Below are 21,056 nucleotides of genomic sequence, written 5' to 3'. Positions count from 1 at the left end.
TCCGCACCGTTTCGTCACCCTCCGGCGCTTTCACTCCTTCACACGCAGGGCCCGGTAAATGTGAACTGCCTCCGTCTTTCCCTTGAGTCGAACCATACCGCGGTCCTCACACTCAATGCGGCTGCAAACCCGGTCATACACTTCCCGGCTGATGATCACCTCCCCGGCTCCGGCCTGACCCTCCAGGCGCGCCGCAGTGTTCACCGTATCCCCGATGGCAGTATACTCCATCCGGAAATCCGTCCCGATATTTCCGACGATGGCTTCTCCGCAGTTGATGCCGATCCCAAAACCGACTCTCCCTTTCATCTCGTCCGGAAGACCGTTTTTGAGCCGTCCCGACTGCTCCGCCATATAGAGTCCCGCGCACACCGCACGGTACGTATAATCCTCAAGATCCAACGGAGCGTTAAAGAGTCCCATCGTCGCATCGCCGATAAATTTGTCCACCGTACCCTTATTCCGGAGAATACCGTCCGTCGTGATTCCGAGGTACCGGTTCAGCATTTCCACCACTTTTTCCGGTCGAAATTCCTCCGACAGAGTTGTAAAATTCCGGATGTCGACGAACAGAACCGCAATATCCTTTTTCCGCCCACCCAGCGAAAACGGAACATTGCCGGTATCCGCGATGGCTGCCGCGATCTCCGGTGAGAGGTATCTGCCGTAATCGGCGATCATTTTTTTCTTCTCCCGATATACCGCAAAATAGCGGACCGCAATGTGGCCGATGACAAGCATGGTCACCACCAGCGGAACATAGAACACCGGACAGATCACCAAGTTTTCCCTGTACAGAATCCGGATTCCGAGAAGATAGCACACCGCGCCAAATACACTCAGTCCGATGGAAATCCTGGTTCTCAGAAAAATAAGGAACGCTCCGGTCAGAATCCCGACCGCCATCGTCAGGAAGATCCGCATATCCTGCGCCATTTCCCGAACGTCCGCATTGTCCAGAAGCTGCTGGACAATGTTTGCCTGAATCTCAACACCGTACATCGGTGTCCCGTGGCTGACTGACGTAAAATACTGATCCTGCATTCCGGACGCATACGCACCGATCAGGACAATATTGCCGGCAAATGCCTCCGACGGATACTCTCCGCTCAGAACCTTGCGGAATGAGCATCCTGCCCCGACCGCTCCATAGTAATCATGCGGTTTCCCCGCATACCGTATGTAGAAGCCCTTGTCTTTTCTGGCAAAGTCCCGGTCTCTCTGTCCCGTGTACTGTGCATAGATCTGATACGCAAAAGACGGATAGTTTGTTCCGGAAAAAGTCAGATCCCCGGCAGCATGACGGACGAAGCCGTCCGAATCCGTCTGAACATTGGAATGACCGATAGCCCTAGCTGCCTGCTTCAGAGCCGGAAACGGCTCATCAAACAAGATAACCTGATTTTTGCCGGAGAATGTTCCGTTCGGCTCATCGCGAAGAACCGTGCCAAATGCTGCTGCCGAAACGAGCACAACATTGCCGGCATCTCTTACCGCCTCCGTCAGTTCGCGGTCGGAATCCGCTTCCTTTTGTCCATAGAAGCCGACATCGATCGCAATCACCGCCGGTTTTGATGCTTCGTCCCTTGTCAGATAGCGCACCATCTCCGCAATTTTTTCTCTTCCCCACTGATGAAACGCTCCATAATACGCCAAAGATTCTTCATCAATACCGATCACGTAGATTTCCGGAGAGACTCTGCTTCCCGTCTGAAAAAAACGATCCTCCAGAGTGTTCTCCGCCGTATTCATGACACCGCTGACCTGAAGCAGAAGCGTCAGCATAATCGGAACAGCATACCAAAACCAGGCCATTATCCCTTGTCCGCGCCTGATCATCTTTTCACCCGCTGTCATTCAGAATTGTTTATGTTTTTCTAAATATCCATTTTATAGCAATACATTATTAAATATAGTAGCATTTGCATTTTTATCTTTCAATTGTTCGACATTATATGTAATTTTTTTCGCACAATATCATAAATATCCGCCGTTATTCCATCTTTCTTTCATTATAATGCACATAAATCACCGCTATTTTCTCATTTTATTCTTATTGTGTTTTTTTTATGATTATGCTCGTATCTGCATATTGTGAACCAAAACCGGTGCTGGTGCAGAACGGTCGTCGGCTCGTTCGCTTCCATCTCCTCTGTCAGGCACGATCCTTCAGCACCGTTACGGTCTGGTAAGGGATCTCGATCCCGTTTTTATCGAATGCTTCCACCACGTGCTGGCGAAGATTGCTGCACGCACGGAAACTGTCATTCAGATCCTTTGTCTTGGCGGTGAACTTCAGCACGATTCCGTTGGCCGTCAGCCGGTTGACCAGAACGCTGATCCGGTCAACTTCGATCAGGAGAGGCTCTCTGCGGCATTCCTCCAGAATGATCGCTTTTGCCTTCTCCACATCCGACCCGAAGGCGATCTCGAACTCCATGAAATTGCCCACATTCTCGATATAGTTTGTGTTCACGATCACCGAACTGTCGATCACACTGTTGGGAAGAATGCAGGCCTGTCCGTCATACTGCTCGATTACCACATGCCGCATCGTCATGTCCCGGACAAGCCCCTCCGCAAGGGTGGTCCCTCCGGACACCACCCGGATCTTCTGTCCGATGTCGCAGGGCTTTGACGCCGAGATGGAGAAGCCGCTGATCACATTTCCCAGCGTCTTCTGCGCTGCAAAGGTGGCAACCGCAATGATCAGAGAGCCACTCTGAAGAATGGTTGTGCTGAAATCTCTTGTGAGCTCAAACTGCGATAAAACCGCAAAAAGGCCAATCACCAGAATGACACCCTTCAGGCAGCTGTGCAGAAATTTGTGCGGAAGTCCCGCCCGCTTTCTCTCCAGGCGCTGAAGTGCCTGATCGCTGATCTTCAGTACCGCAAGCGTGATGAGCACCGTCATTCCCACGCCAATCAGCCGGAATACGCCGGCCTGTCCTCCCGGAAAAATCTCAAACAGTTTCTCCATAATCCTCTCTCCTTACCTTAAACTCATTTTCCCGGAGACATACTGTCTCCCTTGATAAAAAGATTATATACTATCCGTCCACTGTCCGAAATGAATTCATTCTTTCTGTTTTCTTCCATATTTTTGTCCTCCAGGCTCAAGCAGACAAGCTTGCTTTTCTATTTGAGCCGTCAATCAAAGTTTGAAAGTCTACTTTCAAATTTTCTCTCCGGATTGTTCTAAAGAAAGGGCAAAGCGTGAAAATGAACCGCATATGTTTACATCCCGCATAAAATCTGATAAAATCCTACCGCCAAGGTCTGCACTCTTAGGGATATCCTCTGCATTGGAAGCATCATCCGGATATCCGATGACGATAGATCAGGCCCCGGCTTATTTGTATTTCACAAGATGAAAGGAAGGTTGTAATGAAGAATCATGTAATCGGTGCGGCCGCAATGGTTCTCTGCGGTGCGGCCATCGCATTTGCAGGAAACCAGCTCAATGCACAGAAGAAGGCGAACCAGGAGGTTCTTACCGGCACAGCAAAAGGTTTCGGCGGTGACGTTACCGTAACCCTTACCAGAGAGAACGGTGCGATCGTTGACGTTAAGATCAGCGGTGAAAAGGAGACTCCGGAAATCGGCGGCGCAGCACTCGCTGAGCTCGCAACACAGCTCCGCACCGCAGGGAAGGCTGATATCGACGGCGTATCCGGCGCAACCATCACCAGCACAGCCGTAAAGGAAGCTGCTGCTCAGGCGCTCGGTGAGACTCTGACCGCTGCACAGGAGACTGCTGCAGAGACTGCCGCTGCGGAAGAGCCAAAAGCAGAAGCAGAGGAAGTCAACGTCGAGGGCGGTCTTCAGATCGGTCAGGTTCTCGCAGCCGCTCACGGCACAAAGTGCTTCGCACAGGTTACCTCCGTTGTATCCGGTGACAAGATTGTTGCCGCTTACATTGATGAATATCAGTTTACCGATAAGGGAACCGAGGGCATCACTGCCGTTCCGAACAGTGACAGCGATTTCGGTGCCGGATATGCAGAAGGCAAGGTTCTCATCTCCAAGCGTGAGAGCGCAGACTACTACAGCAAGCTGATGACCGACCACGCCAAGGCTACCATCCGCATCGACGACAACTATGATGCAATTCAGGCATTTGCAGCCGGCAAGACCATCTCTGAGATCGACGCCGCAGCCGCAAAGGGCAAAGAGGCTGTTGACGCAGTATCCGGCGCGACTCTCGTTGATACCGCCGGTTATCTTCAGGCGATCGCAGACGCGGCCAAGGCTGCGCAAAAGACACCGGCTGTCGCATTTGACGGCGATGCTTCCGCTCTGAAGCTGAACTTTAAGATCGGTGCTGCTCACGGTACAAAGGGCTTCTCCACCGCTGCAGTTCTGACCGACGGCTCCAAGGTTATCCTCAGCTGGATCGATGAGTTCCAGTTCATGCCGAAGGGTGAATCCACCGTTGTCGGTGTTCCGAACAGCGATGCAGACTTTGCAGATGGCTATGCTGCCGACGTTGTCCTTGCTTCCAAGCGTGCAAGCGCAGACTACTACAGCAAGCTGATGACCGATCACGCAAAAGCTACCACCCGCATTGATGACAACTATGATGCAATCCAGAAGGCTGTCGACGGAATGACCATCGATGAGACCATCGCCCTCGGAAAGAACGAGAAGGCTGTCGATTCCGTATCCGGCGCAACTCTGGCAGATACCGCAGGCTACGTTGCCCTGATCGGTGACGCTGCAAAGCAGTAATCCTGCCAACGATATTGCAATCGCATACGCGAGGCGAAACACGCAAAGCGTGTTTCGCCTCATTTTTATAGAACAAAGTCCGCGGGGCGTTTTAGTTTCATAGGGAATTTCGGAGAAATTTCCTCTCCAAAAGCAAAAAAGAACGGCAGACAGGCGAAACGCGTTTCGCTTGTCTGCCGTTCTGATAACGTTCAGAGCCAGTCAGGGACAGTTCCTATCCCTCTGTTTTCTTCCCTCCCGGGAACCAATCAATAGTTTTCCTCGCGAACCTCAAAGAAGCTCTGCGGGTGATTGCATACCGGACAGACTTCCGGAGCCTTGGTTCCGATCACAACATGTCCGCAGTTACGACATTCCCATACCGTGACACCACTCTTCTCGAAAACTTCCTTTTCTTTCACGTTATGGAGAAGTTTCCGATAGCGCTCCTCATGAAGTTTCTCGATCGCCGCCACACCGCGGAACTGAGCGGCCAATGCGGTAAAGCCTTCTTCCTCCGCCTCTTTCGCCATGCGCTCATACATATCCGTCCACTCATAGTTCTCACCGGCTGCAGCCGCTTCCAGATTCTGTTCGGTATCACCTAACTCGCCCAGAGCCTTAAACCAGAGCTTCGCATGTTCTTTTTCATTGTCCGCTGTCTTGAGAAACATCGCGGCAATCTGCTCATATCCGGCCTTTTTCGCAACCGAAGCAAAATATGTATATTTGTTTCTTGCCTGAGACTCTCCGGCAAAAGCTTCCCAGAGATTCTTTTCGGTCTTTGTTCCGGCATATGGATTCTTTTTTACGTCTGCCATTGGTAATGCACTCCTTTCCGTACTGCAATCGATGATATTCTCCCGGTCTCTCCCTTCTGCCGAAGAATCCGGACCTGCCGGTCAGCTCCGGACAAAAATGATGGGGCCGAAAGACGTTGATATCTTTATTATAATCAGAAAACCAGGAGTGTGTACGGTTTTTCTCCGGCAGAACCGCATTCATCACCGAAAGAGGCTTACTCGCGGAATGTCAGGGAATCGTCGGTCATGTTTTCCACAATCGCCAGAGACTCTACACGGAATCCTCTCTTTCGAAGATCCTCTCCCCCCGGCTGAAAGCCCTTTTCGATGCAGATTCCGATGCCGACAATCTCCGCTCCTGCCTGCTCACAGACATCGATCAGTCCGTTCATGGCCTTTCCGTTCGCCATAAAATCATCGATCAGAAGCACCCGGTCACCTTTATTCAGGAATTTCTGTGAAACCGTGATATCATAATCCTTTCCATAGGTAAAGGAATGAACCTTGGAATGATACACGTCGCCGTCGATATTGATGCTCTTAGCCTTCTTGGCAAATACCATCGGCACGTGGAAATGAGTCGCGACAAGACAGGCAATGCCGATTCCGGATGCCTCGATTGTCAGAATCTTATTGATACCGGCATCCTTGTAGAGTCGATAGAATTCCGCCCCGATATGATCCAACAGTTCAACATCCATCTGATGGTTCAGAAAACTGTCCACCTTCAGTACATTTCCCGGTCTAACCTGTCCGTCTTTCAGGATGCGGTCTTTCAACTCCTGCATTGTATTTCCTCCTGCTTCTCTGCAATTTGTATTTCCGCCTATTATAACGCACAACATTCGGAGCGTAAACAGTTGTTTTTCCATTCTTCAAAATCATACATGCATTCGGCAAGGCCTGACCGATCAGGGGGGATCAGTCAGGCCTTGCACCCCAGAGTTTTTATCGAAAAGGAAGAGTGGCAGGCTTTCTCAAAATGCAACCTTGATATCGCGGTATCCTCCGGCATTCATGGTATCCGGATTCATATCAAGATATGCGGGGTTCCGGTCAGCATCGTAGTTGCAGACATCGTAGTATCTCCAGATGCCGTTGTCATTGATCGCTGACCATGCATGATCGTTATTGTAGACAAAACGTGCGGCGAGATAGGATGGATTTGCTGCATTGTAATCCACAATGCCATTTGCTACCGGAACTGCGGATATGATGGAATTGAACGCATATGCGTATGTCGCGCAGATGCCTTTTCCCTCGGTGAAGCACCGGAGTGCTGACTGATAACTTCTGGCAAGTTCGGAATTGCCGATGGCTGCCCGGTCATAATTCATCCGGTCGGAAACCCATACAGCGGCTGTGTGCGGGATATCTGCTGCCGGTGTTCCCTGCGGAACGATGTTTTGGATATTGTCCGCCAGCCATGCATCCACCTGATTCTGAATCGAGTCCAGTTTTTCTGCGCTCTCAGCCGAAATCAGAATATTGCCGGTGTTGGTACTGTAAACCTTATCCAGTGTCGTCATGCCAACCGCCGGGCAGGCGGTGTTCAGCATTTTTTCCGCCTGAACATAACATCCGGAAAGATCACTTCCCGATACAGAATTAAAAATATATCCATTGCTATTTGAAGTAAGAAATCCACCATCTTTTACGCCCGCAAAAGAGGTAAGGGTCATTGTTGCTGTGATTGCCGCAGCAGCCATGAGGCTCTGGAAAAATCGTCTGAGCTTCATATAATCCCTCCTCGCAATAATCATAAATTCAATCACATTTCAGTATTCCTATCTGTTGATTGAATCATACATGATCCGTACCGGTTTTTCATAGTGGATTTGATATTTTCGGAGAGTTATTCGCTGTTTTTTGTGTTCATTTTAATTATCTATTTTTCATATCTATGTTTTATGTTCACATTATGCTCTTATTTGTCTTTTATTACCGTTTTTTTCACTTTTATCCTAAATAAAAAATCATATATAATTCACGTTTTTCCTTTTTTGATGCATCAATTCTGATTGCGCCACGTCGTTCATTTATTTATTTAATATATTTTAAATGTTGTTTTTAATTTTTTAGCAAGGAAGATCCGCCCATGACGGAGAGAACAAAGTCCGCAAGCGGACTTCGGCTCCCCCATCCCCTCAGTCCTGAGGGGAGCCCCGCGGACTTTGCGCGCCGCCGCTGGTCACCGTTAGGTGACAGCTTCCTTGGCGAAGCTCTTAGCGAGGTCTTTTCGAGCTTAGTGCGTGCCATGGAAATTCACTTAGCGAGGTTTTCTCGAGCTTAGTGAATTTGCTTACAGCGGCGTGCGCATCCTCGCGGAGCGTTTTTTTCATAGGAAATTTCTCCGAAATTTCCTATGAAAAAAATCGGCCATCAAATGTACGATATTCGCTCGTACAATTGATGGCCGGCACATTTACCTGCTCTCCGTGATTCTCTTATTCTCCGTTGTCCCCGGTTACTTTCAGTCGTTCAGCGGGTCCAGTACCACGCTTCCCTGCGCTCTCGTCTTCTTCATGTCGATAATCCGCTGGTTTTCCGAACCGCGGAATTTCAGAGTGATGTTCTTCAGCTCCTCCACAAACTTTCCGTCGACAAGAATGTCAATGTGATCCAGAATGGAATCCGTCACTTTCGTGTAACGGCAGCCGCCCGGCACCAGATCCCGGTCATAAGTGAACCCGGTAAACATCCAGATCGTCTTCTGCGGAAGTTCTTCCCGGATGCGGAGAATCAGATGGACCAGCACTTCCTGATTCGGGATTTCAAACGGTTCCCCGCCGAGAATCGTGATTCCGTCGTAATACGGCTTTTTCAGCTCATCCATCAGGCTCTGCTCGATCTCTTCCGTATACGGAATTCCATAGTTAAAATCCCACGTCTGCGGCTGAAAACAGCCCGGACAGCAGTTCGTACAGCCGGACACGAAAAGAGTCAGCCGGATTCCGATTCCGTTTGCGCAATCTGTCTTGATTATCTCGCCGATATGCATACCGTTCTGCCTCCTTTTTCAATACGTTATTCTGCATTCCGCATTTCTCCGCGAAAGCATCCTGTTGTTATCTCTACTATACAACGTTCCCCGGCTTCATGGAATCCCCAAAGCCAACGGGACGAAACAAGGGAAAAGGCTCCGAAGGAATCCCTTCAAAGCCTTTTGGTTCATGTTATAATCCCGCTTCTGCACGGTCAAAGCCGTCGGCGCTGCGCTGCGGTCATCCCTTGCAGAAGGTATTCTCCGACACGTGCATCACGCGCTCGGCGATCTCCTGAGTTCTGCCCTGATTCCAGAACTGTGTGCCGATGTATCCACAGGTCCGTCTTGCCACATGCATCTTCGACTGATCGCGGTTTTTGCAGTTCGGACACTCCCACACAAGCTTTCCGGTGGAATCCTTCACGATCTGGATCTCGCCATTGTAGCCGCACTCCTCACAGAGATCGCTCTTTGTGTTCAGCTCCGCATAGAGGATCGTGTCATACATATGCTTCATGATCGCGAGAACCGCTTTCAGGTTGTTCTGCATATTCGGAACTTCCACATAGCTTACCGCGCCGCCCGGAGAGAGCACCTGGAACTCTGCTTCCTTGGAAAGCTTGTCGAACGCGTTGATCTCCTCGGTTACATGAACGTGATAGCTGTTGGTGATGTAATTCTTGTCCGTCACATGCGGAATCTTGCCGAATCGCTTCTGCAGGCATTTCGCAAACTTATAAGTAGTGGACTCCAGCGGAGTGCCGTATACGGAATAATCGATGTTCTCCTCTTTCTTCCACTTCTGGCATGCATCATTTAACGCCTGCATCACCTTCAGGCCGAACTGCTCGCCCTCCTCACTGGTGTGGGAGGTGCCCTTCATATAGTAAACGCACTCGGCAAGGCCGGCATATCCGAGAGAAATCGTAGAGTATCCGTCAAAGAGAAGCTTGTCAATGGTCTCGCCCGGTGCAAGTCTTGCCAGCGCGCCGTCCTGCCAGAGGATCGGAGCGACGTCGGACGGTGTGCCGAGAAGTCTCTCGTGACGGATGCGGAGCGCCCGGTGGCAGAGATCCAGTCTCTCGTTCATGATCTCCCAGAACTTTTCCTCATCTTTTCCGGAAGAGCACGCCACATCCACCAGGTTAATGGTAACCACACCCTGATTGAAGCGGCCGTAATACTTGTGCTTTGTCTCGTCAAAATTCCCCGCATGGCCGATGTTGCCGACGCCGGCATCCGTAAAGCGGTCCGGTGTCAGGAAGGAGCGGCATCCCATGCACGGATAGCAGTCGCCCTTCAGCTCCAGTGCCTTCTTCTCGGAAATGTAGTCCGGAACCATTCTCTTGGCCGTGCACTCTGCGGCAAGCTGTGTCAGATAGAAATACCGGGATCCCTCTTCCACATTGTCATCCTGCAGAACATAGATCAGCTTCGGGAACGCCGGTGTGATATAGGTGCCGTTGCGGTCCTTAACGCCGAGAATCCGCTGTTCCAGCATAACCTCAATGATCATGGCAAGGTCATCTCTGGTCTGCCCCTCCGGAACCTCGTGGAGATAAAGGAATACGGTGACAAATGGTGCCTGACCGTTGGTGGACTGAAGGGTAATCAGCTGGTACTGGATGGTCTGACATCCGGATTCCACTTCTTTGCGCACTTCCTTCTCCACCAGAATCTTAAACTTCTCGTCGGAGATTTCGATTCCGGCCTCCTCGAACTCACCTTTCAGTCGCTTTGCGATCTTCTGACGGCTGGCGTCGACAAACGGTGCCAGATGAGACATGGTGATCGTCTGTCCGCCGTACTGGCTGGATGCAACCTGAGCGACGATCTGTGATGCAACCGTGCAGGCGGTGTTGAAGCTGTGCGGCGTGTCAATGTGCGTACCGCTGATGCAGGTGCCGTTCTGGAGCATATCACCCAGATTCACCAGACAGCAGTTGTGCATATGCTGTGCAAAGTAATCCGCATCGTGGAAATGAATCACGCCCTCTTTGTGGGCCGTGGTGATATCCTCCGGAAGGAGGTAACGGTTGGTGTAATAGCGGCTCCACTCACCGGCCATATAATCTCTCTGAACCGAGAGAACGGTCGGATTCTTGTTGGAGTTTTCCTGCTTTACTTCTTCATTGTCGCGCTCGACAACACCGGAAATCTTCTGGTCGATGTCGCTCATCTTGCGCATTTCGTTGTGTTTATAGCGATAAGTGATGTAGAGCCTTGCAACCTTGTGTTTTCCGGTTCCCATCAGCGCATCTTCTACTTTATCCTGAATCTCTTCAACGGAAAGATCTCTTCCTGCATTTCGAGCATCCTTCTGAATTCCGATCACAACATCATGAATCTGTGCATCAGTCAGACGCTCAGACAGAATTCCTTCTTCTTTATTTGCCTTACAGATCGCATGTTCGATCTTTTCCGGATTAAACGGCACTCTCTCACCGGAGCGCTTCATTACAAAGATCTGCTGCTCTTCCAGACCAAGGTTTCCATCCAGATACTCGTCGTACATTTCCATTTCCTCCCGGTTTTCGTCTATTCATTCCGGTCCGCTCCCGCAGCGCCCGCATCGTTCATAGTTTACGGGTGTCGGTATCTTTCGCGGACCAACGGCTATCTTTGAGCCTCACTTATTATAGTCTCGGCCTCCGGTATTGTCCATTGTAAATTATGCCGAAAACACAATATATAGTGTCTGTCCTGAATTGATTATTCAATATGATGTATAATCGTTTTTTGCCTGTTTTCTGCTGAAAAACCTCGTTCTTTTTTCGCATCGGCTCCGCGGCAGCTTCGTGGAGCAGGTCCGCAAATCCCGCATAAATGCGTCATTTATCAATTATTACCAATGCTTACGGAACAAAGGTCAAAAAAACACGGCACACCGCAGCCGGCATGCCGTGTCTGATTTATTCTCTGTTTCCGCAGTCCTGTCCCGGAATAGTCGGACCACTATATCTTGTGGTCTCCTTTCCGGCCCGCACAACGGTGTCCGGAGAACCTGTCACCGTCCGAACGCCTGATGCCGCACAACGGCATACTCGTCGTCATTGCGGTAAAACGGGCATTGTTTGTAGCGGCCTTCCAGAATACGGGCGTAGTCGTCCTCGTCCATCTGAGCCTCACAGAAATAATCGTCCTCGTCTTCATCATATGCGTAATACGCACAGGTCTCACAGGTTCCCATTCATTTCTCCTTAAATTTCAGCGTTGATTTTTGCCGCAGCTTCGGTCTCCTGCTCGTTGATCGAATGTTTCTCGGCATAACCGGTCAGAATCAACGACAGTGCACCGTCGCCGGTTACGTTGCAGGCGGTTCCGAAGGAATCCTGAAGCGCGAAAATAGTCAGCATCAGTGCGGTTCCGTTCTCGTCAAATCCGAGAACGCCGGTGATCAGTCCGAGAGAGGCCATAACCGTTCCGCCCGGAACGCCCGGCGCGCCGATCGCGAAGACACCGAGAAGCAGGCAGAACAGAACCATCTGTCCCGGTTCCGGATACACACCGTAAAGCATCCTGGATACTGCCATAACGAAAAAGGTCTCCGTCAGAACCGATCCGCACAGATGAATATTGGCAAACAGCGGAATGCCGAAATGAACCATATCCTTTCTCAGCGGCGGAACGGATTTCTCCGCACACTTGAGAGCAACAGACAGTGTCGCCGCGCTGCTCATGGTTCCGACCGCGGTCACATATGCCGGTCCGTAATTCTTCAGAATCGCCATCGGATTCTTTCCGGAATAAGCGCCGGCAATGCTGTAGAGCAGCGTCAGCCAGATATAATGGCCGGCCATAACAATGACAATGATGATCAGGAAGATCGGAAGCTGCCTGGTGATCGTTCCCTCATAGCTCAGCGTGCAGAATGTACATCCGATCAGTAACGGAAGTACCGGGATGACAAAATGTGTGACAATGCTGAGAACGATCTTCTGAAACTCCTCCAGGATCGCGGTTACATTCTTACTGTTGTTCCATGCGGCCGCCAGTCCGACCATAACCGAGAAGAACAGCGCGGACATCACCGACATGATCGGCGGGATGGAGAGTGCAAAGACTACGTCCGGAACATTTTTCAGTCCATCCACATTCGGATTGATGTTCAGATGCGGAAGGATCGTGTATCCTGCTGCCGTTGCGAACAGCGCGGCGCCGATGGATGAAACATAGGCGATTACCAGTGCAACCTTCAGCATGCGGGATGCGTTCTGTCCCAGTCTTGTGATGGACGGAGCGATGAATCCGATGATGATCAGCGGAACGCAGAAACCGATAAACTGCGATAAGATGTACTTTGCGGTTACCACAATGTTCAGGACCGCGCCGCCGACAAGTGTCTGATCCGAACCCTCAAGCACAAGTCCCAGACCGATACCGATCAGAAGTCCGAGAAGGAGCCTGAACGGCAGACTGCTGAAAAAACCATTTTTCATATTCCATTTCCCCCTGTTTTGTTCCGTCGGGCTCATCCGCCGATCTATCCTCCCCCGATCCCGAAGAGCCTTCTGGTCATAATGGTTATTACCCCAAAAATATTATCATAACTAACCGGTTTATTCTACCGTTTTACCATGAATCTGCACAAACGTTTCTTTCGCTCAGCGTCCGCAGGCAGACTTCCGCCCGCTGTCCCTTCCGTCCTGCCGGGAGACCTGCGGCCTTCGGCCGGTCATCCCCGCGGGGCATTTATTCTTCCTTCCGGCTCAGTGCGAAAAATGCCACTGCGCTGGCTGCTGCCACATTCAGGGAGTCCACCCCGTGGTACATCGGGATCTTCACGGTCACATCACAGGCCTCAATGGTCTCTTCCCTCAGACCTTCCCCCTCCGTTCCGAGATATACCGCCAGGCGGTCGATCTCCGCAAGACGCGGATCCCCGATCGCCATGGTGTCGTTCCGAAGCGCCATCGCCGCGGAGGAAAATCCCAGTCTTCTCAGATACTCCGGGCCGGCCCCTTCCGGAAGATAGGTCCACGGGATCTGAAACACGGTTCCCATGCTGACTCTCGCCGCTCTCCGGTAGAGGGGATCGCTGCAGGCCGGCGTCAGAAGCACCGCGTCCATCCCCAGCGCCGCCGCGGAGCGGATGATCGCTCCGACATTGGTGGGGTTGACCACATCTTCCAGTACCGCGATCCGGTGGGCCGTCTTCAGGATCTCTTCCGGCGCCGTCTGTGCTCTCCGCCGCATCGCGCAGATGGCGCCGCGGGTCAGCTGAAAGCCGGTCAGGCCGGTCAGCAGTTCCATCGGAGCGGCATAGACCGGAACCGGTGAGCCGTCATTCTCTTCACGGTCACTGTTTCTCCAACCGGCCACTCTGCGGATGGTCTCCTGCGTCGCTGCATCCGATTTATCTTCCTGCACCAAAAGGGATAGCGGCTCATATCCCGCGTCAAGCGCTCTCCCGATAACCAGTGGACTTTCAGCGATAAAGACACCTCCGTCCGGTTCGTACAAATGCCTGAGTTCCGGCTCAGAGTGTCCCGCGTAAACGTCGAGTTCCGGAATATCAAGCGAACGGATTCTGATCATTCTGTCCATATCTCAGTCCTCACCGACCACTTCCAGCACGCGTTCCAGAGTAGTACCCGCCGCGTATGCAATGTTTTCATTATCGTAATTCAGTGCCTTCAGCACCTGAATATATCCGTCCAGAAGTTCTTCCGGATCCGGTGCGGTATCCTCCTCACTCTGCCCGTAATATGCCGGATTCACCCCCGGATCGATCACCGGTTCCAGTGACTGTTCGAGATCGGACATTTCCTCGGTGTCTTCCGTATTATCAAATGCATATCGGTTCATATTCATCTTCTCCTCTTTCTCTATCCCGGTCCAAAGACCGCAGGGCGGCTTCGGTTCCTCCATCCACTCACCTCTGAGGTCTCCACAGTTTTTTTGCAGCAAAACAGGCACAGCCATTCGTTTCCGAAATGTGCTGTGCCTGCTATTATACCTCATTTTCCAGCGCACGAAAATGAAAAGAGCCCGGGAAGAAACCAAAGAATGTCTCTCCCTGACGGATTTATTTGTTATTCGTCCGCCTTCTCCTCGTCATCCTCATCATCTTCTCCGGCTTCTGTCTCTGCCGGAATAAACTGAAGAAATTCGCCGTTGTCGTCGTCAATGACATACTGCCCGTCATAATTCATCAGTTCGAGCCATTCCTGCATGGCGTCCGCCAGTGTCTCCGGGTCGCTGAAGTAAGGATCGCCGTCATTTCCTCCATGCTGGATTGCTGCCTCAATAATCTTATTTAACAGTCTGATCTCATCTTCCATTCTGATCAGATCTCCGCTTTCCAAAGACCATGCAGATTGCAGAATTCATATGCCGCGACCGGAGCATCGCCCTCTGCCAGTGCAAAACATGCCGTCGGCGCCTCGCCCGGCTTGAGATCCTTCTTCTGATAACCCTGTTTTGTCTCGAGAACAATAAACTGAATGTAGTGATTGTCCATCATCGGATGTTCTACCGATCCGACCGTAACCGTAACCTGATTTCCGTCGACTTTTACGACCGGTACATGTTTCTCGAAAGCGCCGTCGGTTGTGTTCGGTGTCAGTTCTTTCATCGGCTCACCACAGCACTTCGGTGTACAGGCTGTCTTCTCGGTAAGAAACGTCACAAAGTTGCCACATCCTTCACATCTGTAAAAAACCATCGACTTCTCCCTTCTGCCGCCTACTCCGGCGGATCTTAAACGCCGGATTCACACCTCCGGTAAGGTTATCTGTTATTTCCATAATAGCCAATATTCATATCCGATGTCAACACAGGCGGTTCCGCAAAATAATCACTGTTTTTCGGATTTGCAAGAATGCCCAAAAAATGATATAGTCGGACGGAACATCTCTGCCGGCAGGCCGGCAGACACAGGAAGGAAAGGAAACCGATATGACCGAAGCACAGATTGCACGAATCAACGAACTTTATCATAAATCCAAATCCGAGGGACTGAACGCGCAGGAAGCCGAAGAGCAGGCCGCACTCCGCAAACAGTACATCGCGGACATCCGCCGGAGTCTCCGCGGCAATCTCGACAGCATGTCGATTCAGCATCCGGACGGCACCATCACCCCGCTCCGCAGAAAGTCCGGAAAGTAACCGGAAATTCGGAACATAATTTCTTACCGCAACGCACGAATCCTCGCGAAGCATTTTTGTGGTATAAGGATTTTCCGAAATATTCCCGAATAAGAACAAAGTCCGCTTGCGGACTTTGCGCGCCGCCGCTGGTCACCGTTAGGTGACAGCTTCCTTACAGCAGCGTGCGCATCCTCGCGGAGCGTTTTGTTTCATAGGGAATTTCGGAGAAATTTCCTATGAAACCAGAAAAGAGCTTCGGCTTCCCCTCACAGAGGGGATCGCCGAAGCTCTTTCCCGTATCATAAGCTGCTTTTTCCGAAACTCTTATGACGTCAAACGCTCCGCGGGGATCCGCGCAGCGAATATTTTACTGCTCTGCCTTCACCGGATTCAGAACCTGAACCTTGTGATCATACCACTTGCCTTTTTTTCCGAGAATCGCGCAGTCGAATTCCTCGCCGATCACGGAAACCGGAATATCAAATCCGTTGACTTCCTCCGTCGTTCCGTCTTTGTATTTCACCGTATCGATGGTCGGAGACAGGATTTCCGCCCCGTCTTTCTGCGCTTCGTCCGCGGTTCCGCAGAACAGATTCATGATGTTCACGGAAGCAAGGCTGACGTGCATGGTCATTTTCCCGTCCCTGACGGTAAGAACTCCCTTTCCGTCGTTTGCCTCACTGACGTGAAACATGGAACTGTCCGTCTTGAATTCTGCCTGATAGACTCCGTCCTCTAATGTCTTTGCCGCTGCGGACACATTCTTTGCGTTCTCAGCCGATGCGCCCTTCGTCCCGTCCGCTTTGGTTTCTCCGGTGCTTTCCGAAGCCGGTTCTCCCGTTTCTGCGGCCGCTGTCTCTAATGCACCGTTTTCTGCAGTCGAAACCGCAGCGGACTCCGCCGTCTTCGATGCAGATCCGGCCGTAGCGGAGCCGGCAGCATTGCTGCCGCAGGCGGAAGCGGCGGTCAGAAGCAGAGCCGCTCCGATCGCGGCGATTCTTGCCTTTTTCATATGATATCTCTCCTTTATCCGACGGTCTGATCTCTCCCGGCAGCTGCCATGTCATTTCCCCCGGATCTCTGCTCTTCTGCGTTCCTCTTTATTCTTCGTTTCTCAGCCAATCGCGTTCTTGGTGTGCTCCACATAGATCTTCTCAACATCTGCGATGCTGCCGAGACCGTCGATCTGGCAGTCGATCTTCTCAAATGCGCCGGACGCAGTAAACTGGTTCTTCCAGGAATCCTCATCATCACCGGCCATATCGTTGTTTGCGTGATCACCGGCAACGACCATCAGCGGTCTGAGAACAACCTTCTTGAATCCAGCCTTCTTCACGGCCTCCATCACACTCTCGCAGGAAGTGGTTTCCGGCTTACCCTCAACGGTGCCGATGAATACGTTTTTATATCCGAGGCTCTCCATCTGCGCCTGCATCTGGCTGTAGGAAACGGCTGCCTTGTGGCTGGTTCCGTGGCCCATGAATACAAATGCGGTTCCGTCCTTCTCCGCATCCTCCAGTTTGTCGAATCCCGCTGTCTTTACGGCTTCCGCGGTAATTGCCTTTGCAACCGCCTCTTTGTCGTCGTTGACTGCCTGCTCGTTCTCTCCTACTTCTCCGAGAAGCGGCTCTGCGATCTTCACCGACTCGAAGGATGCCTTGTGCTTCTCGATCGCCTCGCAGAGTTCATCATACTCTGCACCGTGCATCAGATGCGTCGGCTGAACCACAAGCTGCTTTACGCCGTTCTTCTCGGCTCTCTCCAGCGCCTGCTCCACGTTATCGATCTTCTCGCCGTCTCTTGCCTGAATATGGTTGATGATAATCTGTGCCGTAAATGCTCTTCTGACCGACCAGTCCGGGTTTGCCTTCTGAAGAGCCTTCTCGATGCCGCCGATGTCATCCACACGGCTGTCATTGAAGGATGTTCCGAAGCTGACAACCAGAAGTTCCTTCTCGCCGATGCCGTCGGCATTCAGCGCGTCATCCCTAGATGCGTCGCCGGTGTCTCTGCCGAAATAATCCGGATCAGCTTCCTCACCGGAAACCAGTTCTTTCTGCGCGTCGGTCAGTGCGTCCCAGGCTTTCTTTGCTTCCTCGCACTGGCGATCAGTGTCCTCGGTTCTCTCCTGAACATAGATCGCATCGATCATGGCAGCCACCTTATCTGCTGCTTCCTGATCGGCGGATACCGCTGCGCTGCTCTCTTCTGCTGTGCTTTCCGCCGCAGTCTCGGCTGCAGTGGTTGCGGCTGCGGTGGTCGCTGCGGTCTTGGAAGCAGATCCGCATCCGGCTGCCGCGCCTGCAGAAAGCGCCAGTGTAAGCATTGCTGCGGTGTACAGATTTCTCTTTTTCATAATGTCTCCTTTTGTCCATCCTCGTGGACATATGTAAAATGATGAATACAGGCAGGTCTCCTGACTCATGAAGCGTTTCGTAAGGCCGCCTTCCCGAACGGTTCTCCTGTCCGGAACGTACTCCGGCATTTCCTCCCCTGTACTCCGGATTTTCCGAAGCATTCTCTGATCATGTCAGCCGGTTCCGAATAGACGGTTCAGTGGCGTCTGGCCTCTGCTCTTCATTCACAGTGACGGGATCGTACAGGATTTGCACCTGTTTCCCTTTTCACCGTTTTTACGCGGCACCTGTATCCTTTGCAACTCAACGATTATAGCACACAAAAAATGGAATAGAAATACCTTCTCTGTTTCCTTCCATATACGGCAAAAGCCTGCACCGTCTCCGGTGCAGGCTTCTGTATGGTTCTCTTTGCAGATTTTACCCCGCAAGTTCCATCAGCAGTTTCACCGCAAACGCCGCAAGATATGCGGCCGTGCACTGGAACAGAACGATGAAACAGGCCCATTTTGCGCCGAGCTCGCGCTTCACGGACGCAATGGCCGCGACACACGGCGTATACAGCAGACAGAACACGAGAAGTGCTGCGGCCGATGCCGTATCGAGGGCCGCGGCAATCCCGCCGCTTCCGTAAAGAACGTTCAGGATCGCAACCACGCTCTCCTTTGCCATAAATCCGGAGATCAACGCGGTCGCCACCTTCCAGTCGCCGAATCCCAGCGGTGCAAACACCGGGGCAATGGCGCCGGCCGCCCTTGCGAGAATGCTGTCCGCGGAATCGTTCACCATCCGCAGGTCCGTGCCGAAATTACGCATAAACCAGATGATGATGGATGCAAGGAAGATGACGGAAAATGCTCTCTGAAGGAAATCCGCCGCCTTCTCCCACAAAAGACGGAGCACATTGCCCGCACTCGGAAGCCGGTAATTCGGAAGTTCCATGACAAACGGAACCGCTTCCCCCCTGAAATAGGTCTCTTTGGAGATCTTTGCCGTCAGAATGCCGACGAGAATTCCCAGAAGATAGAGGCCGATCATCACCGCTGCCGCGTTATCCGGGAAAAATGCCGCCGTAAAGAAACCGTAGATCGGCAGTTTCGCCGTACAGCTCATGAACGGAACCAGCATGATGGTCATCTTGCGGTCACGATCCGACGGAAGCGTGCGGGATGACATCACCGCCGGCACACTGCATCCGAATCCCATCAGCATTGGAACAATGCTTCGCCCGGAAAGACCGATTTTTCGAAGGATGCGGTCCATAACGAACGCGATGCGCGCCATGTAACCGGTATCCTCCAGAAGCGACAGAAAGAAAAACAGGATCACGATCACCGGAAGGAAACTGATCACGGATCCGACACCCTCAAAGACGCCGTCGATCACGAGGGAATGGAGAACCTCGTTGACATTGGCCGCCGTCATTGCCCCATCGCAGAATTCAGCCAGCGCGCCGACACCTTCCTCCATCTTTTCCTGAAAGAATGCCCCGATTACATTGAACGTCAGCCAGAATACGAGGCCCATAATCGCGATGAATGCGGGAATCGCCGTGTATTTTCCGGTCAGGACTTCGTCAATTTTCCGGCTTCTCTCATGCTCTTTGGATTCTCTCGGTTTGATAACAGTCTCGGAGATCAGTTTTTCAATGAAGGCAAATCGCATGTCCGCGATCGCAGCGCTCCGGTCCAGACCGCGCTCTTTCTCCATCTGGACGATGATATGCTCGATCAGCTCCTCTTCATTCTGTTCAAGGTTCAGCGCACGAAGGATGCGGCTGTCCCCCTCGATCAGCTTGGTCGCCGCAAAACGAAGCGGTACGCCCGCTCTCTGGGCATGATCTTCAATCTGATGCATGATCGCGTGAAGCGCGCGGTGAACCGCTCCGCCGTGGTCCCCCTGATCACAGAAATCCTGTCGTCCCGGCCGTTCCTGATATTTTGCCACGTGAATGGCATGATCTACCAATTCCCGTACGCCTTCATTTTTCACTGCAGAAATCGGGATAACCGGAAGTCCGAGCAGTTCCTCCATCCGGTTGATGAGAATGGATCCTCCGTTTCCCTGCATCTCGTCCATCATGTTGAGGGCAAGAACCATCGGTACATCCAGTTCCATCAGCTGCATGGTGAGATATAAATTTCGCTCAATGTTGGTGGCATCGACAATATTGATGATGCCTCTGGGCTTTTCGTCGAGAATGAACTGACGGGACACAATCTCTTCCGCTGTATAAGGGGACATGGAATAAATTCCGGGAAGATCGGTTACTTCCGTCTCCGGATGACCTTTGATGGATCCGCTTTTCCGGTCTACCGTAACTCCCGGAAAATTGCCGACATGCTGGTTTGATCCGGTCAGCTGGTTAAAGAGCGTGGTCTTTCCGCAGTTCTGATTCCCGGCAAGGGCATAGGTCAGTTTTGTCCCGTCCGGAAGCGGATGTTCGTCCGCCTTCACATGAAAGCGCCCGCCTTCTCCGAGGCCCGGATGTGCCGACTGGCGGATTCCTTCCGCTTCCATATACGGATTGCTCCGGTGATCCGCCGCGATCGTCTTCTCATCGGTCTCACCGGAACTTTTCTTCCGGTCTTTCCTTCTGTCTCTGGTTTTTTCTTTATTTGATCCGCTTCCTGTATGATCCGCCGGTTCCGGCCGGAGCTGCACCGATTCTTCAATCTCAATTTTTGCCGCGTCCGCCAGTCGAATGGTCAGCTCATATCCGTGAAGTCTCAGCTCCATCGGATCCCCCATCGGTGCCAGTTTTTCCAGCGTAACTTCCGCTCCGGGAATGACGCCCATATCAAGAAAATGCTGCCGGAGTGCTCCTTCGCCGCCGACGGCGAGAATCCGGGCGGATCTTCCTGTCTCCAATTCGTTTAATGTCATATTTTTTGTCCTCCAGGCTCAAGCATATCATACTATAAGGTGATGATTTCCGGTGTCTTTTTGTTATGTATATTTCTGTCGGAAAAGTGTGAGAAATGGTTTCATGGGGCTGGCGCACTAACTCAAGTTAGATAATATGAAGTGACCCCACATTTGTAGCACCGTGGATTTACCTGTATACTGATGATTGAAAAGATCAATGGTAACAGGGATTACCGCATA

At 51.7% G+C, this 21,056-nt stretch carries 18 protein-coding genes and 1 riboswitch; of the genes, 2 read left to right on the top strand and 16 right to left on the bottom strand.

What is annotated here, in order from left to right:
• Window positions 1-30: 30 nt before the first annotated feature.
• Both BMW41_RS05100 and BMW41_RS05095 read right to left on the bottom strand, forming a co-directional pair.
• On the bottom strand, window positions 31-1,815 hold the full coding sequence (locus BMW41_RS05100) for a CHASE2 domain-containing protein (protein WP_074649145.1): 1,785 nt from the start codon (window positions 1,813-1,815) through the stop codon (window positions 31-33).
• Between the two features lie 340 nt (window positions 1,816-2,155).
• Window positions 2,156-2,980 carry a mechanosensitive ion channel family protein gene (locus BMW41_RS05095; RefSeq protein ID WP_074649144.1) on the bottom strand — a complete coding sequence of 275 codons (825 nt, stop codon included), beginning with the start codon at window positions 2,978-2,980 and terminating at the stop codon, window positions 2,156-2,158.
• 407 nt (window positions 2,981-3,387) lie between these two features.
• Here BMW41_RS05095 and BMW41_RS05090 point away from each other — a divergent pair, with 407 nt between their 5' ends.
• Entirely contained in the window at window positions 3,388-4,731 is a 1,344-nt protein-coding gene (locus tag BMW41_RS05090) for an FMN-binding protein (RefSeq protein WP_074649143.1), read from the top strand.
• Between the two features lie 248 nt (window positions 4,732-4,979).
• Here the strand turns inward: BMW41_RS05090 and rbr are convergent, their stop codons facing one another.
• The 11 genes from rbr to BMW41_RS05035 form a co-directional block, all read right to left on the bottom strand.
• Complete coding sequence (rbr, locus tag BMW41_RS05085) at window positions 4,980-5,531, bottom strand: rubrerythrin (protein WP_074649142.1); 552 nt, start codon at window positions 5,529-5,531, stop codon at window positions 4,980-4,982.
• Window positions 5,532-5,728: 197 nt separating this feature from the next.
• The gene (locus BMW41_RS05080; protein ID WP_074649141.1) at window positions 5,729-6,301 is read right to left on the bottom strand and encodes a xanthine phosphoribosyltransferase; all 573 of its coding nucleotides are present in this window, start codon (window positions 6,299-6,301) and stop codon (window positions 5,729-5,731) included.
• A gap of 189 nt (window positions 6,302-6,490) precedes the next feature.
• Window positions 6,491-7,252, bottom strand: coding sequence for a transglutaminase domain-containing protein (locus BMW41_RS05075; protein ID WP_074649140.1), 762 nt, complete (start codon window positions 7,250-7,252; stop codon window positions 6,491-6,493).
• Between the two features lie 734 nt (window positions 7,253-7,986).
• Window positions 7,987-8,514, bottom strand: a complete 528-nt coding sequence (gene nrdG, locus BMW41_RS05070) for an anaerobic ribonucleoside-triphosphate reductase activating protein (RefSeq protein ID WP_074649139.1) — start codon at window positions 8,512-8,514, stop codon at window positions 7,987-7,989.
• Between the two features lie 223 nt (window positions 8,515-8,737).
• Window positions 8,738-10,966 (bottom strand): anaerobic ribonucleoside-triphosphate reductase, encoded by a 2,229-nt coding sequence (gene nrdD, locus BMW41_RS05065; RefSeq protein ID WP_074649177.1) that lies wholly within the window; start codon window positions 10,964-10,966, stop codon window positions 8,738-8,740.
• Window positions 10,967-11,506: 540 nt separating this feature from the next.
• Window positions 11,507-11,689 (bottom strand): DUF6472 family protein, encoded by a 183-nt coding sequence (locus tag BMW41_RS05060; RefSeq protein WP_074649138.1) that lies wholly within the window; start codon window positions 11,687-11,689, stop codon window positions 11,507-11,509.
• Between the two features lie 10 nt (window positions 11,690-11,699).
• Window positions 11,700-12,938 (bottom strand): dicarboxylate/amino acid:cation symporter, encoded by a 1,239-nt coding sequence (locus tag BMW41_RS05055; RefSeq protein WP_074649176.1) that lies wholly within the window; start codon window positions 12,936-12,938, stop codon window positions 11,700-11,702.
• Window positions 12,939-13,191: 253 nt separating this feature from the next.
• The gene (locus BMW41_RS05050) at window positions 13,192-14,046 is read right to left on the bottom strand and encodes a TrmH family RNA methyltransferase (protein ID WP_074649137.1); all 855 of its coding nucleotides are present in this window, start codon (window positions 14,044-14,046) and stop codon (window positions 13,192-13,194) included.
• Window positions 14,047-14,049: 3 nt separating this feature from the next.
• On the bottom strand, window positions 14,050-14,370 hold the full coding sequence (locus tag BMW41_RS05045) for a hypothetical protein (protein ID WP_074649136.1): 321 nt from the start codon (window positions 14,368-14,370) through the stop codon (window positions 14,050-14,052).
• Between the two features lie 164 nt (window positions 14,371-14,534).
• On the bottom strand, window positions 14,535-14,783 hold the full coding sequence (locus tag BMW41_RS05040; protein ID WP_074649135.1) for a hypothetical protein: 249 nt from the start codon (window positions 14,781-14,783) through the stop codon (window positions 14,535-14,537).
• Window positions 14,784-14,788: 5 nt separating this feature from the next.
• Window positions 14,789-15,166, bottom strand: coding sequence for a desulfoferrodoxin family protein (locus tag BMW41_RS05035; protein WP_074649134.1), 378 nt, complete (start codon window positions 15,164-15,166; stop codon window positions 14,789-14,791).
• Between the two features lie 233 nt (window positions 15,167-15,399).
• Between BMW41_RS05035 and BMW41_RS05030 the strand changes: the two genes are divergently transcribed.
• Window positions 15,400-15,609: a DUF896 domain-containing protein gene (locus BMW41_RS05030; RefSeq protein WP_074649133.1), complete on the top strand. Its 210-nt coding sequence runs from the start codon at window positions 15,400-15,402 to the stop codon at window positions 15,607-15,609.
• Between the two features lie 349 nt (window positions 15,610-15,958).
• On the opposite strand, the gene BMW41_RS14130 is transcribed toward BMW41_RS05030, so the two are convergent.
• The 3 genes from BMW41_RS14130 to feoB all read right to left on the bottom strand — a co-directional run bounded on the left by BMW41_RS14130 (window position 15,959) and on the right by feoB (window position 20,834).
• Window positions 15,959-16,603, bottom strand: coding sequence for a hypothetical protein (locus BMW41_RS14130; RefSeq protein ID WP_083378789.1), 645 nt, complete (start codon window positions 16,601-16,603; stop codon window positions 15,959-15,961).
• A 102-nt stretch (window positions 16,604-16,705) separates the two neighbouring features.
• Window positions 16,706-17,947, bottom strand: a complete 1,242-nt coding sequence (locus tag BMW41_RS05020; RefSeq protein WP_074649132.1) for a sirohydrochlorin cobaltochelatase — start codon at window positions 17,945-17,947, stop codon at window positions 16,706-16,708.
• Between the two features lie 32 nt (window positions 17,948-17,979).
• Window positions 17,980-18,254, bottom strand: a riboswitch (cobalamin riboswitch).
• Between the two features lie 114 nt (window positions 18,255-18,368).
• Complete coding sequence (feoB, locus tag BMW41_RS05015; protein WP_074649131.1) at window positions 18,369-20,834, bottom strand: ferrous iron transport protein B; 2,466 nt, start codon at window positions 20,832-20,834, stop codon at window positions 18,369-18,371.
• Window positions 20,835-21,056: the final 222 nt, after the last annotated feature.

Origin of the sequence: [Clostridium] aminophilum (genome assembly GCF_900101295.1) — a bacterium.
GTDB classification, from domain to species: domain Bacteria; phylum Bacillota; class Clostridia; order Lachnospirales; family Lachnospiraceae; genus Clostridium_R; species Clostridium_R aminophilum_A.
The sequence above is the reverse complement of the archived record's forward strand: the minus strand, read 5'-3'. Positions and strand labels throughout refer to the sequence as shown.